This is a genomic window from Rhodopseudomonas palustris (assembly GCF_013415845.1).
GTDB classification, from domain to species: domain Bacteria; phylum Pseudomonadota; class Alphaproteobacteria; order Rhizobiales; family Xanthobacteraceae; genus Rhodopseudomonas; species Rhodopseudomonas palustris_F.
In genome coordinates this window covers 3831952-3846539 of the sequence record NZ_CP058907.1, presented here as the reverse complement: position 1 = coordinate 3846539, position 14588 = coordinate 3831952, and the positions used below count along the sequence as shown (strand labels likewise).

At 65.4% G+C, this 14588-nt stretch carries 13 protein-coding genes and 1 tRNA gene; 10 read left to right on the top strand and 4 right to left on the bottom strand.

Annotation, left to right across the window (positions count from 1 at the left end; genetic code table 11):
* Positions 1–125: 125 nt before the first annotated feature.
* Together HZF03_RS17575 and HZF03_RS17570 are read left to right on the top strand one after the other, a co-directional pair.
* Positions 126–1337: an ABC transporter substrate-binding protein gene (locus HZF03_RS17575; RefSeq protein WP_119017244.1), complete on the top strand. Its 1212-nt coding sequence runs from the start codon at positions 126–128 to the stop codon at positions 1335–1337.
* Between the two features lie 109 nt (positions 1338–1446).
* On the top strand, positions 1447–2640 hold the full coding sequence (locus tag HZF03_RS17570; RefSeq protein ID WP_119017243.1) for a CaiB/BaiF CoA transferase family protein: 1194 nt from the start codon (positions 1447–1449) through the stop codon (positions 2638–2640).
* A 10-nt stretch (positions 2641–2650) separates the two neighbouring features.
* Here HZF03_RS17570 and HZF03_RS24570 read toward each other — a convergent pair whose 3' ends face one another.
* Both HZF03_RS24570 and HZF03_RS17565 read right to left on the bottom strand, forming a co-directional pair.
* Positions 2651–2782, bottom strand: coding sequence for a hypothetical protein (locus HZF03_RS24570; RefSeq protein WP_276510743.1), 132 nt, complete (start codon positions 2780–2782; stop codon positions 2651–2653).
* Between the two features lie 100 nt (positions 2783–2882).
* Positions 2883–2956, bottom strand: a tRNA-Gln gene (locus HZF03_RS17565).
* A 280-nt stretch (positions 2957–3236) separates the two neighbouring features.
* On the opposite strand from HZF03_RS17565, the gene HZF03_RS17560 reads away from it, so the two are divergent.
* Positions 3237–3467: an AbrB/MazE/SpoVT family DNA-binding domain-containing protein gene (locus HZF03_RS17560; RefSeq protein WP_119017290.1), complete on the top strand. Its 231-nt coding sequence runs from the start codon at positions 3237–3239 to the stop codon at positions 3465–3467.
* Positions 3464–3868: a PIN domain-containing protein gene (locus HZF03_RS17555; RefSeq protein ID WP_119017242.1), complete on the top strand. Its 405-nt coding sequence runs from the start codon at positions 3464–3466 to the stop codon at positions 3866–3868. Before HZF03_RS17560 ends, HZF03_RS17555 begins: the two co-directional genes overlap by 4 nt.
* Positions 3869–3910: 42 nt before the next feature.
* Here the strand turns inward: HZF03_RS17555 and HZF03_RS17550 are convergent, their stop codons facing one another.
* Both HZF03_RS17550 and HZF03_RS17545 read right to left on the bottom strand, forming a co-directional pair.
* Positions 3911–7048: a multidrug efflux RND transporter permease subunit gene (locus HZF03_RS17550; protein WP_011159023.1), complete on the bottom strand. Its 3138-nt coding sequence runs from the start codon at positions 7046–7048 to the stop codon at positions 3911–3913.
* A gap of 2 nt (positions 7049–7050) precedes the next feature.
* A complete protein-coding gene (locus HZF03_RS17545) occupies positions 7051–8274 on the bottom strand; it encodes an efflux RND transporter periplasmic adaptor subunit (RefSeq protein WP_119017241.1) in 1224 nt (407 codons plus the stop codon).
* A gap of 337 nt (positions 8275–8611) precedes the next feature.
* Between HZF03_RS17545 and HZF03_RS17540 the strand changes: the two genes are divergently transcribed.
* The 6 genes from HZF03_RS17540 to HZF03_RS17515 all read left to right on the top strand — a co-directional run bounded on the left by HZF03_RS17540 (position 8612) and on the right by HZF03_RS17515 (position 14493).
* The gene (locus HZF03_RS17540; protein WP_119017240.1) at positions 8612–8854 is read left to right on the top strand and encodes a hypothetical protein; all 243 of its coding nucleotides are present in this window, start codon (positions 8612–8614) and stop codon (positions 8852–8854) included.
* Positions 8855–9137: 283 nt separating this feature from the next.
* On the top strand, positions 9138–11519 hold the full coding sequence (locus HZF03_RS17535; RefSeq protein WP_107356301.1) for a TonB-dependent receptor: 2382 nt from the start codon (positions 9138–9140) through the stop codon (positions 11517–11519).
* A 24-nt stretch (positions 11520–11543) separates the two neighbouring features.
* Positions 11544–12233, top strand: a complete 690-nt coding sequence (locus HZF03_RS17530; protein WP_119017239.1) for a Fe2+-dependent dioxygenase — start codon at positions 11544–11546, stop codon at positions 12231–12233.
* Positions 12230–13141: a tonB-system energizer ExbB gene (exbB, locus tag HZF03_RS17525; RefSeq protein ID WP_119017238.1), complete on the top strand. Its 912-nt coding sequence runs from the start codon at positions 12230–12232 to the stop codon at positions 13139–13141. Before HZF03_RS17530 ends, exbB begins: the two co-directional genes overlap by 4 nt.
* Positions 13142–13144: 3 nt before the next feature.
* Positions 13145–13594 (top strand): TonB system transport protein ExbD, encoded by a 450-nt coding sequence (exbD, locus tag HZF03_RS17520; RefSeq protein WP_011159017.1) that lies wholly within the window; start codon positions 13145–13147, stop codon positions 13592–13594.
* A 104-nt stretch (positions 13595–13698) separates the two neighbouring features.
* The gene (locus tag HZF03_RS17515) at positions 13699–14493 is read left to right on the top strand and encodes an energy transducer TonB (RefSeq protein ID WP_107356297.1); all 795 of its coding nucleotides are present in this window, start codon (positions 13699–13701) and stop codon (positions 14491–14493) included.
* Positions 14494–14588: the final 95 nt, after the last annotated feature.

Below are 14588 nucleotides of genomic sequence, written 5' to 3'. Positions count from 1 at the left end.
CGAGCGCTGACCCATAACAGGCGTCTGCAATATGCAGCGCGAGCGGCCGCCACAGCCGCGAGGGAGTGAAGACCGGACAGCATCGCGACAAGACGATGCGACCGGACCATGGAGGAAGACCCCGCATGCAATTCTTTCGGCATACAACGATCGTCGCCGCGGCTGCGCTGCTTGCAGTGCTCAGCGCCGGCCCAGCGCTCGCCGGCGGCAGCTATGACCCCGGCGCCAGCGACAGCCTGATCAAGCTCGGCCAGACCATGCCGTATTCGGGACCGGCGTCGGCCTATTCGACGATTGGGCGCGCCGAGGCCGCTTACTTCAAGATGCTGAACGACAAGGGCGGCATCAACGGCCGCAAGGTCGACTTGCTGAGCCTCGACGATGCCTACTCGCCGTCGAAGACGGTGGAGCAGGTCCGCCGGCTGGTCGAAAGCGATGAAGTGCTGGCGATGTTCTCGATCCTTGGCACCGGGCCGAACATCGCGGTGCAGAAGTATCTCAATATCAAGAAGGTCCCGCAGCTATTGCCGTTCAGCGGCGCCACGCGCTGGAACGACGCCAAGCACTTCCCGTGGACCACCGGCTCGCAGCCGACCTACAAGACCGAGGGCAGGATCTACGCGAAGTGGATTCTCGCCAACAAGCCGAATGCGAAAATTGCGGTGATCACGCCGGCCGAAGAAGCCGGCCGCGATTATCTCGCCGGCTTCAAGGAAGGGCTCGGCGACCATGTGAACCAGATCGTGTCCGAGGCGGTGTATGAAACCACCGATCCGACCGTCGACTCCCAGATCGTCAAGTTCAAGGCCGCAGGCGCCGACGTGCTGTTCAACGAGTGCACGCCGAAATTCGCCGCGCAGGTGATCAAGAAGGCCGCCGAGCTCGGCTGGAAGCCGCAGATCATTCTGCCCGCGGTTTCGAATTCGGTCGGCTCGGTACTCAAGCCGGCGGGGCTGGAGAATGCGGTCGGCATCGTCACCGGCGCCTACGTCAAGGATCCGGGCGATCCGCGCTGGGCCAATGATCCCGGCATGCAGCAATGGCGCGCCTGGATGACGACTTACAATGCGGGTGCCGATCCGGCCGATATCTTCAACGTCTACGGTTACACGATCACGCAGATCATGGAGCTGGTGCTGCGTCGCGCCGGCGACGATCTCACCAGGGCAAATCTGATGAAGCAGATCGAGTCGCTCGATGGCGTTGAGTTGCCGATGCTGCTGCCTGGCATCAAGCTGCAGATGTCGCCCGACCAGCGCACGCCGATCCGGCAGTTGCAGATGGCGCGCTTCAACGGCACCTCCTGGGAGCTGTTCGGCGACGTACTGAGTGAGTAGTTGCGCGACGCGATTGGATGGGAGAGGGCGGCTCGCCGCTCCCATCCAGCTGAATAGCGTCGCGCGCCGTCGACCTTGAGTTATTCCCTTCAACCACATTGTTGAGTCCATGACCGCACCGACCGGGCCGCTCGCCGGCATCCGCATTCTCGATCTCACCAGCGTGCTGTTCGGCCCCTATGCGGCGCAGATCCTCGGCGACTGGGGCGCCGACGTCATCAAGATCGAAACGCTCGACGGCGACATGTGGCGCTACACCGGGCTGTTTCGAAACCGCGGCATGAGTGGCCAGTTCATGGCCGTGAACCGCAACAAGCGCAGCCTCGCGCTCGATCTCAAGCACCCCGACGGCAAGGCGGTGCTACAGCGGCTGCTCCCGACCGCCGATGTGCTGCTCACCAACGTCCGCCCGGCCGCGATGGCGCGGCTTGGCTTCGGCTACGAGGCCTGCGCGGCGCTCAATCCGCGGCTGATCTACGCCGCGGCGACCGGCTTCGGCCAGGATGGGCCATGGGCGGCGCGGCCGGCATTCGACGAGATCATCCAGGCGGCTTCGGGCCTCGCGTCCTCGATCGGCTCGGACGACGAGCCGCAATTCGTGCCGAGCCTGGTCGGCGACAAGATCTGCGGCCAGGCGCTCGCCGGCGCGGTATCGGCGGCGCTGTTCAGCCGCGAGCGCACCGGCAAGGGCCAACTGGTCGAAGTGCCGATGCTGGAGACGATCGCCGGCTTCAACAGCATCGAGATGCTTGGCGGCTACGCGTTCGATCCGCCGATCGGCCCGTCCGGCTACAAGCGGATGAAGGAGCGCAAGCCGGTGCGCACCAAGGACGGCTGGATGACGATGCTGCCGTATTCCGGCGACAACTGGTGCGCGTTCTTCGAGGCGGTCGGCCGCTCCGAACTGATCGACGAACTGCACGTGCGCGATCCGGTGGCGCGGGCCGAGAACATCGACCGGATCTATGCGGCGATGGCCGAGATCGCACCGGCCCGCACCACCGCGGAATGGGAAGAGCTGCTGCTGCGCCTCGACGTGCCGCACACGGCGTTTGCCAAGATCAGCGAGATCGGCGAGCAGGAGCATCTCAAAGCGGTCGGCCTGTTCGCCGCGATCGATCACCCGAGCGAAGGCAGGATCCGCCAGGCCCGCCCGGCGACGCGCTTCTCTGAAGCCCCGCCCAACCTTCACCGCCCATCCCCGCGCCTCGGCGAACATTCCCGCGAGGTGCTGCTGGACGCCGGCTACCGTGCCGACGAGATCGACGCGCTGGTGCTGGCGAAGGCGGTGGGAGAGGGCTGAGGCGCGCAGCTTAGGGCGCGTCCGCGTAGCCGACCTGCACCCGCACCGCGTCGCGCTGGATCACGTCGCGACGTGTAAGCCCTTCGATCAAGCGATCGAGCGCGCGCTTGAGCAGCGAGATGTCTGGTTTGGTATCGGTCATCAACGCTCACCCGGCCGGTGCCTTCTGCGCGGCGCGGCTTGTCAGCGACTGGTGAACAATAGGTCGAACCGTTGGATTTTCAATCGGCCTAGGCCGGAACTGGCTGGGGAACCTGGATTCGAACCAAGACAAACAGAGTCAGAGTCTGTTGTGCTACCATTACACCATTCCCCACCGAGAATGCGCTGACGGATCAGGCATTTAGGAGTGATGCACGGGGCACACTCGACACGGTGCCGGGCGCGGCGTGAGTGGCTCGCGACGCGCCTCGGGTGTGCGGGTCTTCTAGCTGCGTCGGCTCCGGCCCGCAAGAGGGTTGCTCGCGACAGATGGGAGATTGGAGTGGAGACTGCAGTAGCCGACAGGGCGGGTCGGCGAGCACGCGCTCGCTCCGGTTGAAACGACGTATATCCTGCCTATGATATACATTCTTGCCGGGGCCATGGAGGGTGCGATGAAGGTCTCCAAATGGGGCAATAGCCTCGCCGTCAGACTGCCCAATGCGCTGGTCGACAGGCTCGAGCTGAAGGAGGGCGACGAGCTGAATGTGGTCGATGTCGTCGAGCGGACGCTGGTGGTCGAGAAGGAGGACAGGCGGAAAGCAGCGGTGGAGCGGCTTTCCAAGCTTAGGTGGACGCTGCCTCCCGATTACAAGTTCGATCGCGACGAGTCGAACGAGCTGTGAGGGCGTTCTTCGATACCGATATTTTGGTCTACTCCACGACGTCGGACCCGCGGCAAGCAACCGCCGCCGCTTGTCTGGAGCAGGGCGGGTTTGCCAGCGTTCAGGTGCTCAACGAATTCGTCCACGTGGCGCGCCGCAAGCTGCGGCACGACTGGCCGCAGATCGAGATGGCGCTCGAGCAGTTTCGCGCCGCGCTGGATGACGTGCGTCCGATCACTCTGGGCACTCACGTCGCTGCAGTTGCGCTCGCGCGCGACCATCTGCTGTCCTTCTACGACGCGCTGATCGTCGCTGCCGCGCAGGAGGCTGGCTGCGATGTGCTGTACAGCGAAGACCTGCAGCACGGCCGTACCTTCGGTTCGTTGCGGGTCGAGAATCCATTTCTGGAAGGCTCGCGATGAAGCCGCTGGAGCGAGGACGGCCTCGCTCACCTGCGCTCGACCTCACTCCGCCGCGCGCTGGACGCGGTCGTCTTCGTCCTCGTCGACCGGGATATGGGTGCGGCCCCAGTTGGTCAGCGCGTTGGAGAGGCGATCGAGATAGAGATACACCACCGGGGTGGTGAATAGCGTCAGCGCCTGGCTGACCAGCAGGCCGCCGACCATGGCGTAGCCGAGCGGCTGGCGGATCTCCGACCCGGTGCCGGTGCCGAGCATCAACGGCACGCCGCCGAGCATCGCCGCCATCGTGGTCATCATGATCGGGCGGAAGCGCAGCAGCGCTGCCTTGCGGATTGCCTGCTCGGGATTGAGGTGCTCGTCGCGCTCGGCGGTGATGGCGAAGTCGACCATCATGATGCCGTTCTTCTTGACGATGCCGATGAGCAGGATGATGCCGATCAGCGCGATCAGGCTGAAGTCGAAGCCGAACAGCATCAGCATCGCCAGCGCGCCGACGCCGGCCGAGGGCAGGGTCGAGAGAATCGTCAGCGGGTGGATGTAGCTCTCGTACAAGATGCCGAGGATCAGATAGACCACCACCAGCGCCGCGACGATCAAGAGCGGCACTGTCGAGAGCGACTGCTGGAACGCCTGCGCGGTGCCCTGGAAGCTGCCGGTTAGCGTCGGCGGCGCGCCCATCTCGGCCATCGCCGCCTGCACCGCTTCGGTCGCCTGACCGAGCGCGACGCCCTGCGCCAGATTGAAGCTGATCGTGGTGGCCGGGAACTGGCCCTGGTGGCTGATCGACAGCGGCCGCACCGGCACCGTCGTCCATTTCGCAAACGTCGACAGCGGCACCTGATCGCCGCTGGTCGGCGACTTGATGTGGATCTGGTTCAGCGTGTCGAGCCGGCCCTGCAGCTCCGGCAGCACCTCCAGGATGATCCGGTAAGTGTTCACCTGGGTGAAGTATTGCGTCACCTGGCGCTGGCCGAACGCGTCGTACAGCGTGTCGTCGATCAGTTGCGGCTTGATGCCGAACCGCGAGGCGGTGTCGCGGTCGATCGTCAGCGTCAGCGTGGTGCCTTCGGTCTGCTGGTCGGTGGCGACGTCGCGCAGTTGCGGCAGCGACTGCATCTTGGCCAAGACCTTCGGCGCCCACTCGTTGAGCTCGGCGAGGTTGGCGTCCTGCAGGGTGTATTCAAACTGGGTACGGGTTGGCCGGCCGCCGAGCCGGACGTCCTGCGCCGCCTGCATGAACAGCCGCGCGCCTTCGACCTTCTCCAGCTTCGGCCGCAGCCGCGCGATGATTTCCTGCGCGCTGCCCGAGCGCTCGTCGCGCGGCTTCAGCGTAATGAACATTCGCCCGGTGTTCAGCGCGGTGCCGCTGCCGCCGATGAACATCGCAACGCTGTCGACGTCGGGATCGGCCATCACGATTTCGCCGAGCTGCTCCTGGCGCTGCTTCATCCCGGTGAAGGAGATGTCCTGCGCGGCTTCCGACGTCGCGGTGATCATGCCGACGTCCTGCTGCGGGAAGAAGCCCTTCGGGATCGCCACGAACAGATAGACGGACAGCCCCACCGTGGCGAAGAACACCATCAGCGTCGTGAAGCGCCAACGCAGCACGAGGTCGAGGCCGCGCTCATAAGCGCGCAGCATCGCCTCGAAGGCGCCTTCGATCCACTGATAGATCCGGCCGTGGCGCACCTCGGTGGCCGGCCGCATGAAGCGCGATGCCATCATCGGCGTCAGTGTCAGCGACACCAGCATCGACACCGCGATGGTCATCGCCAGCGTCACCGCGAATTCGCGGAACAGCCGGCCGATGATGCCGCCCATGAACAACAGCGGGATCAGCACCGCGACCAGCGAGATCGAGATCGACACGATGGTGAAGCCGATCTCGCGCGCGCCCTTCAGCGCCGCGGTGAACGGCTTCTCGCCTTCTTCGATGTGGCGGGCGATGTTCTCCAGCATCACGATGGCGTCGTCGACCACGAAGCCGACCGAGATCGTCAGCGCCATCAGCGACAGGTTGTCGAGTGTGTAGCCGGCCGCCCACATCAGCGCGCAGGCGCCGAGCAGCGCCAGCGGCACCGTGACGCTGGGGATGATGGTCGCCCAGAAGCTGCGCAGGAAAAGGAAGATCACCATCACCACCAGCGCGATGGTGAGCAGCAGGGTGAACTGTACGTCCTCGACCGCGGCGCGGATGGTGGTGGTGCGGTCGCTGATCACCTCGACCTTGATAGCCGGCGGAATGCCCGCCACCAGCCGCGGCAGTTCCGCCTTGATGTGGTCGACGGTGTCGATGACGTTGGCGCCGGGCTGCTTGAACACCACCAGGAACACGCCGCGCTTGCCGTTGGCCCAGGCCGCGGTCTTGGCGTCCTCCGGGCCGGTCACCGCATGACCGACGTCACGAATCCGCAGCGGGCCGCCGTTGCGATAAGCGAGGATGACGTCGTTCCAGTCCTTGGACTCGGTGAGCTGGTCGTTGGCGTAGATGGTGTAGCTGCGGTTCGGCGCGTCGAGCGTGCCCTTGGGACTGTCGACGGTGGTGATCGCGATCTGGGCGCGGACGTCCTCGAGCGACAGCCCCTTGGTCATCAGCTTGGCCGGATCGACCTGGATCCGGATCGCCGGTTTCTGCTGGCCGCCGATGAACACCTGGGCGACGCCGGTGATCTGGCTGATCTGCTGGGCGATCTTGGCGTCGGCGTTGTCGCTGACGGTGGTCAGCGGCAGGGTGTCGGAGGTCGCCGACAGGATCAGGATCGGCGCGTCGGCCGGGTTGACCTTGCGGTAGGTCGGCGGGTTCGGCAGGTTCTTCGGCAACTGGCCGCCGGCGGCGTTGATCGCCGCTTGGACGTCGTTGGCGGCGGCGTCGATGTTGCGGTTGAGGTCGAATTGGATGGTGACCGCGGTCGAGCCCAGCGAACTCGTCGACGTCATCTGCGATATGCCGGGGATCTGCGCGAGCTGACGCTCCAGCGGCGTGGCCACCGACGAGGCCATTGTTTCGGGGCTGGCCCCGGGCAGGCTGGCCGAAATCTGGATGGTCGGGAAGTCGACCTGCGGCAGCGGCGCCACCGGCAACGCAGGATAGGCAATCAGGCCGAGGAACAGGATCCCCGCCATCAATAGCGAGGTCGCGATCGGGTAGCGGATGAACGGCGCCGAGATGCTCCGGTCCATGGCTATTTCCCGGCCGGCTTGGGCTGCGCCGGCGCCGCCGGGTCGTTGTCGGCGACCTTGAACGCCAGCCGCGTACCCGGCTTGACCTTGTACTGGCCGCCGACCACTACCCGGTCACCCGGCTCAAGGCCGCGCTCGATCACGGTGTTCTGGTCGTTGGCGGGGCCGACCACCAGCTTGCGCAGCTCGGCCTTGTTGTCGGCATCGACCGCGTAGGCATACAGCCCGTCGGTGCCGTGCTGGACCGCATCGTTCGGAACCACCACGACGTCCTTCAAGGTCTTCACCAGCAGCCGGGTCTGCACCGAAAGGCCGGGCCACAGCGCGTGGTTCTTGTTGGCGAACACCGCCTTGAGCCGCACCGTGCCGCTGTTGCTGTCGACCTGGTTGTTGACCACCGCGAGCGTGCCGTCCTCGGCGAACGTGGTTTTGGCGTCGGTGGAGAGCGCGATCACCTGGAGCGGGCGTGCGGCGAGGGCGCGGTTGATGTCGAACACGCGCTCTTCCGGCGCCGTGAAGATCACCGCGATCGGCTCGATCTGCGCGATGGTGACGATGCCGGTCTGGCTCGAGGCGTTGACGATGTTGCCCTTGTCGACCTGGCGCAGCCCGGTCACGCCGGAGATCGGCGCCTTAATCGTGGCGTAATCGAGCTGGGTCTGGGCGTTGGCGATCGCGGCCTCGTCGGCCTCGATCTGCGCGGTGAGCTGCTGGACGTTGGAGCGCTGGGTGTCGGTCTGCTGCTTGGTGGCAAACTCGCCGAGCCGCACCGAGCGGCTGAGGTCGAGCTTGGCGTTGGCGAGATTGGCCTCGTCCTGCGCCTTCTTTGCCTTGGCCTGGTCCAGCGTCGCCTGGAACGGCCGCGGGTCGATCTGCGCCAGCAGGTCGCCGGCCTGGACGATCTGGCCTTCGGTGAAGGCGATGTTGTCGAGCTGGCCGTCGACCCGGCTGCGGACCAGAACGGTATTGAAGCCCTGCACGGTGCCAAGCCCGCTCAGATACACCGGAAAGTCGGCCTTCTGCGCGGTCGCCACCGTCACGGGAACCGCTGCGGTGCGGCCGGCGCCGGCCTTCGGCGTGGAGGTACCCGATTGCGCCTGCGGGGTGCCGCCCGGCGCCGCGGAGCGGCCGCTCTGGACGCGTTGCCAGCCCCAATAAGAACCGCCCGCTGCAAGCAGCAGGCACACGACAACGAAGGCCCTGCGATAGGCGCCGGGTTTGTTCATGCCCGATCCGATGTTCGGCCGGCGGTGACGGCTTCTGGCGACCGGTTCAGCCCGCGCGGCGGTGATTGCCTGGATTGAGGGGTAACTATAGCGGCAATTGCCGCCAGCACATCACAAACCGCATGACATTGCTAAACTTTCATGGAGCGGCAGGGTTCATCAAGCGGGCGCGGAAGTGGGGTGCGGCAGCGCCATCGATCGCTCGCCGGTCGTGGGCACGGGCAGGTCCTAAGCCCCCAGTTAAGAACTCTTCCAATTGTCAGTTGCGCGCAGCTCGGCCATACCACGGCGCTCGATGCGGCAGGGGGAATGTGCTGCCGCGCGACCGGAGTACAGAATGGAAGAGCTCAACGGCCGGATGATCGCCTGCCAGATCCTGATCACCGGGCTGATTGCGCGCGTCGCCAATGAGCAGCGCGATCCGCTGCAATTTCTCAGCGAGTTTCGCGACGAGATCCGCGCGGTGGTCCGCGGCATCCGCATCGACGGGATGGTGGATACCGAGCGGGTGCGACTCACGGCGCAGCAGACCGTCGACGAGATGTTCTCGTTGATGAAGCCGCCGAGCCCCGAGGAGTAAGTCAGCCCTCAGGTTTGCGTGCCCGCACGCGCAACGTGATGTCCGCAGCGCTGTTCCCTTGCATCGGGATCTGCTCATGAAGTGAGCAACAATCGATCACTTCGAGGTGCTGAATTACCGAGATGTGTCGCGCTTCCGGATGTTTACGGAGGCGTTTTCTTAGAATGATTTTGATCTTGAACTATTCCATCTTGTCGATCGTGACGCTTCGTTGACCCTCGATACCCCGCTCGATACAACCTTTGTTGCACTTGATTAGCGGCAGCGCATCTGGGGGCGTGGGATGAACGGGGCAAAGGCACCGAGGTCGTTGCGAGCGGAAGCAACGCTTCGGACGTTCGGCGAATTCGACGGCCATCATGGCCGCAAGGTGTCGGCGGTGGCCGGCATGATCGCGGTGGCGTCGATCGGCGGCGCCGAAGCGCAGCAGTCGAGTCTTCCGGCCGTGACCGTCGATGCCCCGGTGGCTCGGCCGAAGCCGGCTGCGGCGCGCGCAACGCCTGATCAGGTGCGTGCCCGCACCGCGCTGCGCCGGGCGGCCCGCCGCACGCAGCCGACCCAGGTGCAGCCGGTACCGTTTCCCAATGCCGGCACGCTGTCGGCGGATCGCAACCCCTATGCGGATGCGGCCGCGCCCTACAAGGTCGACCGGCTGTCGGGCACCAAGTTCACCGAGCCGGTGCTCAACACCCCCCGCACCGTGACGGTGCTGACCAAGGAACTGCTCGAGGACAAGAACGCGACCTCGCTGCGCGAAGTGGCGCGGTCCACCGCCGGCGTCACGCTCGGCACCGGGGAGGGCGGCAACGCCTTCGGCGACCGCTTCTTCATCCGCGGTTTCGATGCCCGCAACGACGTATTCATCGACGGCATCCGCGATCCGGCGATCTCGATCCGCGAGAACTTCTTCACCGAGCAGGTCGAGATCCTGCGCGGCCCGGCCTCGACCATGGCGGGCCGCGGCACCGCGGGTGGTGCCATCAACATCGTCACCAAGCAGGCGACCACCGAAGGCAATTTCACCAAGGCCGAAACCACGTTCGGCTCCGACGCCACCAAGCGCGTCACGGTGGACGTCAACCAGGTGCTGAGCCCGACATTGGCGGTGCGTGTCGACGGCTTGTACCAGGACGCCAAGGTCGCCGGTCGCAACTACGTCACCGACGACCGCTGGGGCACGCTGGCCGCGGTGAAGTGGACGCCGACTGACGCCATCAAGGTCACCGCCAACTACGTCCACACCGATCTCGACGGCCTCCCGGATTTCGGCGTGCCGTACAACACCGCGCTGCGCCGGCCGTCGACCGACGTCAACGTGCCGCGCGAAACCTATTACGGCTTCGTCAATCGCGACTTCCAGAAGGCCAAGCAGGATTTCGGCACGGTCACCGGCGAGTTTGCAATCACGCCGGATCTGACCCTGACCAACCGCTCGCGCGCCGCGCATTCGGTGCTCGACTATATCGGCACGCTGCCGAGCAATCCGACCGCCACCACGGTCTCCCTGGCGTCGCAGAGCCGCTATCAGACCACCGACGTGCTCGCCAACCAGACCGACCTGACCTACAAGTTCGACGTCGGCGGGGTGAAGCACACCATGGTCGGCGGTGCGGAAATCTCGCGCGAAAGCGTGATGCGCGACACCTATGCGGGCCTCACCTCGGAGCTCGCCGGCTTCCAGAGCGGCGGTCGCATCACCGTGCCGCTGCTGGCGCCGCCGAACCTGTTCGAGTTCGCCACCCAGCCGCAGCGCGCCTACAACCCGACCTTCATTAATGTCGACACCAAGTCGGCCTATGTGATCGAGACCGCCAACTGGAACGACGTCGTCATCCTCAACGGCGGCCTGCGCTACGACGATTACAACATCACCGGACACACCGCGGCGACCTCCACCGCGGTGCAGTCGGGGATGTGGAACTACAATCTCGGCGCGGTGGTGAAGCCGCTGCCTTACGCCAGCCTGTACGCGGCCTACGCGACCTCGACCAACCCGGTCGGCGCCGAACTCGACGCCTCGGGCACCGCTTACGGCGGCCTTGTGGTCAACAACGCCACCTTCCAGGCGCTGCCGCCGGAAATGAACAAGGCGGCGGAAGTCGGCACCAAATGGGAGCTGTTCGATCGCCGGTTGCTGCTGACCGCATCGCTGTTCGAAACCCAGAAGTCGAACGCCCGCGAAACCGTCGGCAACAACATCCTGTCGACCGGCGTCTATCGGGTCCGCGGTATCGACCTCGAAGCCTCCGGCAAGATTACCGACCGCTGGAGCGTGTTCGGCGGCCTGGTGCTGATGGAAACCAAGGTGCTGCAGTCGATCGATCCGAATTCGGTCGGCGCGCAGCTCGCCAACATCGCGCATCAGTCGTTCAACCTGCTCACCAAGTACAAGTTCGACGACCATTGGGAAGTCGGCGGGCAGGCGGTGTACGCCTCCAAGATCTACGGCGGCACCTTTGCGGCGATCAACGGCAACGTGCTGCCCGAGCACTGGCGGTTCGACAGTTTTGTCGAATTCAAAGTCGACAAACACATGACCGCCAAGTTGTCGGTCAACAACATCTTCAACACCACCTATTACGACGCGTTCTATCGATCGAACTCGCCGTTCGTGTTCATCGCGCCGGGTCGTTCGGTCTGGCTGACGCTGCGCGGCGCGCTGTAAGCGCGTCGCGAGACTGGAGCAGTCATGCTGGTCTGTATTCCCGAGGTTCTGCCGAAGTCCGAGGTTGCGGAATTCCGCCGCCTGATGGACGCCGCGGAGTGGGAGGATGGCCGCTCCACCGCCGGCGCGCAGTCGGCGATGGTGAAGCGCAACGAGCAATTGCCGCCGGACAGCGATCTGGCGCGTGCGCTCGGGCGGCGGATCGTGTCGGCGCTCACCGGCAATCCGAAGTTCGTCTCCGCCGCGGTGCCGCTGCAGATCTTCCCGCCGCTGTTCAATCGCTACGTGGCGTCGGGCGGCCATCATTTCGGCATCCATGTCGACAATGCGGTGCGCGGTGATCATCTCACCGGTCTGCGTATTCGCACCGATCTGTCGGTCACGTTGTTCTTGGCCGAGCCGGACGAGTACGACGGCGGCGAACTCGTGATCGAAGACACGTACGGCTCGCACGAGGTCAAATTGGCCGCGGGCGATGCCGTGCTGTACCCGTCCACCAGCCTGCACATGGTGACTCCGGTCACGCGCGGCGCACGGGTGGCGTCTTTTTTCTGGCTGCAGAGCATGATACGTGATGCGCAGGCGCGCAGCATGATCTACGATCTCGACAACGCCATTCAGGCCCTTGTCGAGCGGCTGGGACGCGATGACCCTGAAACGGTCAAATTGACCGGTATTTATCACAACCTCATCCGCTACTGGGCCGAAGTATGAACAAGTTGAGATTCCGATCGATCGGCGTTGCCCTGATCGCACTGTCGCTGTCCGCGCCGCTCGCGCCGTCCGTCGCACAACAGCCGGCGTCGCCTCCCGCCGCCACCGCACCGTCGCAACCCGCGGCTCCCGCGCCGGCCGCCACGGCTCCCGCGCCGGCTGCATCGCAGGCGTTGCCGGAGGCTGGGCATCAGCCGGGTAGCGTCACGCCCGGCCTGTCCGAGCTGTCGCCGTGGACGATGTTCCTCAACGCCGACATCATCGTCAAAATCGTCATGATCGGTCTGGCGATCTCTTCGGTGATCACCTGGACGATCTTCATCGCCAAGAAGGTCGAGCTCGGCCGCGCCCGTTTCCGGCTGCGCCGCTCGCTGAAGCAGATCGGTGAATCGCGCTCGCTGGCCGAGGCGCAGATGGCGCTCGGTGACAAGCACAGCGTGCTGTCGATGTTGCTCGCCGCCGCGCTGCGCGAGGCGAAGCTGTCGGCCGGTCTGTCGAGCGATGAAGGCATCAAGGAGCGCGCGGCGTCGTCGTTCAGCGAGTATGTGCGCGCCGAAGGCCGTCACATGCGCCGCGGCATGGGCTTCCTCGCCACCATCGGCGCCACCGCACCGTTCATCGGCCTGTTCGGCACGGTGTGGGGCATCATGAACAGCTTCATCGGCATTTCGAAGTCGCAGACCACCAACCTCGCGGTGGTCGCGCCCGGCATCGCCGAAGCGCTGCTCGCGACTGCGATCGGCCTCGTCGCTGCGATCCCGGCGGTGATCATCTACAATCACTTCTCGCGCGAGATTAAACTGTATCTCGAACTGGTCGCCCGCGCCTCCGGCGCCGCCGGCCGGTTGCTGTCGCGCGATCTCGATCGCAGCCACGGCAGCGCCCATCGCGCCCGCGCGGCGGAGTGAGCGATGGCTGTTTCGCTCGGCAATTCCGACGATCTCGACGACGATTTCGACGAGACCCACGAGATCAACGTCACGCCGTTCATCGACGTGATGCTGGTGCTGCTGATCATCTTCATGGTGGCGGCGCCGCTGTCGACGGTCGACCTGCCGGTCAGCCTGCCGACCTCGAGTGCCACCCCGCAGAAGCGGCCCGACAAGCCGACCTATGTCAGCATTAAGTCCGACCTCGCGGTGGCGATCGGCGAGAACCAGGTCAAGCGCGTCGACCTGGTGAAGACGCTCGACACGATGCCGGACATGACCAAGGACCGCTTCATCTTCCTGCGTGCCGATCGCGCGGTGCCGTACGGCGAGTTGATGGAGGTGCTGGAGATGCTGCGCTCTGGCGGCTACGCCAAGATCAAGCTGGTGGCGCTGGAAGCGGTGCCCGGCGCCAAGCCGGACGGCAATTAGCCGTCCTTGCGCGAGGGGACGAGGCAAAGCCATTGAGGCTTTGCCGTCCGGATGGTTCCGGTCCGCTCGCAAACACAGTTGCACTTTGTTAGAAACGCAATCGCATGACCGACCCTGACCTCAACCGCAATGGCACCTACCGGCTCTGGCTGATGGCCGCCGTGGGCGCCGTGGCGTTGCACGTCGGCGGCGCCGCGCTGGCGCTGGTCAGCATGCCGGAAGATGCCGACGACGACGCGCTCGGCGCGCCGGCGATCGAGGTCGGCGTCGAGATGATGTCGCCGAAGATCGAGGCTTCCGATCTGCCGCCGGGCCCGGACACCGAGGCCTCGATGGCGTCGCCGGCGCTCAACGAGCAGAAGGCCGAGGTCAAGGACTCCGACCTGCCGAAGGACACGCCGCAGGAGACCGAGGAGCCGGACCGCGTCGTCACCACCGAGACGCCGAAGAAGGTCGACGAGGAGCAGAAGGAAAAGGCGCAGCAACAGCAGCAGGCCTCGACCGAGTCGGTCGCCGCTGAAGCGACCGCGATGCCGAGCAACGAGTCCGCCAAGGAAGGTCCGCGCTCGGTCGCGCCAGCGCAGGGCGTCGGCAAGGCCGCCGCCCGCATCCGCGCCACCTGGCAGAAGGAGCTGGTGGCGTATCTCGACAAGCACAAGCGCTACCCGAAGGAGGCCGCGCAGAAGAACGTGCGGATCGTCGTCGGCTTCGAACTCGACCGCGTCGGTCATGTGCTGTCGATGCGGATCGTCGAAGGCTCCGGCGACGCCGCGTTCGATCAGGCCGCGCTCGACATGATCAAGCGTTCCGACCCCGTCCCGGCACCCCCGCCGCTGGTCGCCGACGAAGGCCTGACCTTCAGCCTGCCGGTGATCTTCCGGACCAAGGGGAAGGGGTAGCGGACCACGTCCTCAGCGCCGTCATTCCGGGGCGCCGCCAAGCGGCGAACCCGGAATCTCGATGCAGGCAGGGCGCTCGTCAGGTTCTTTGCTAA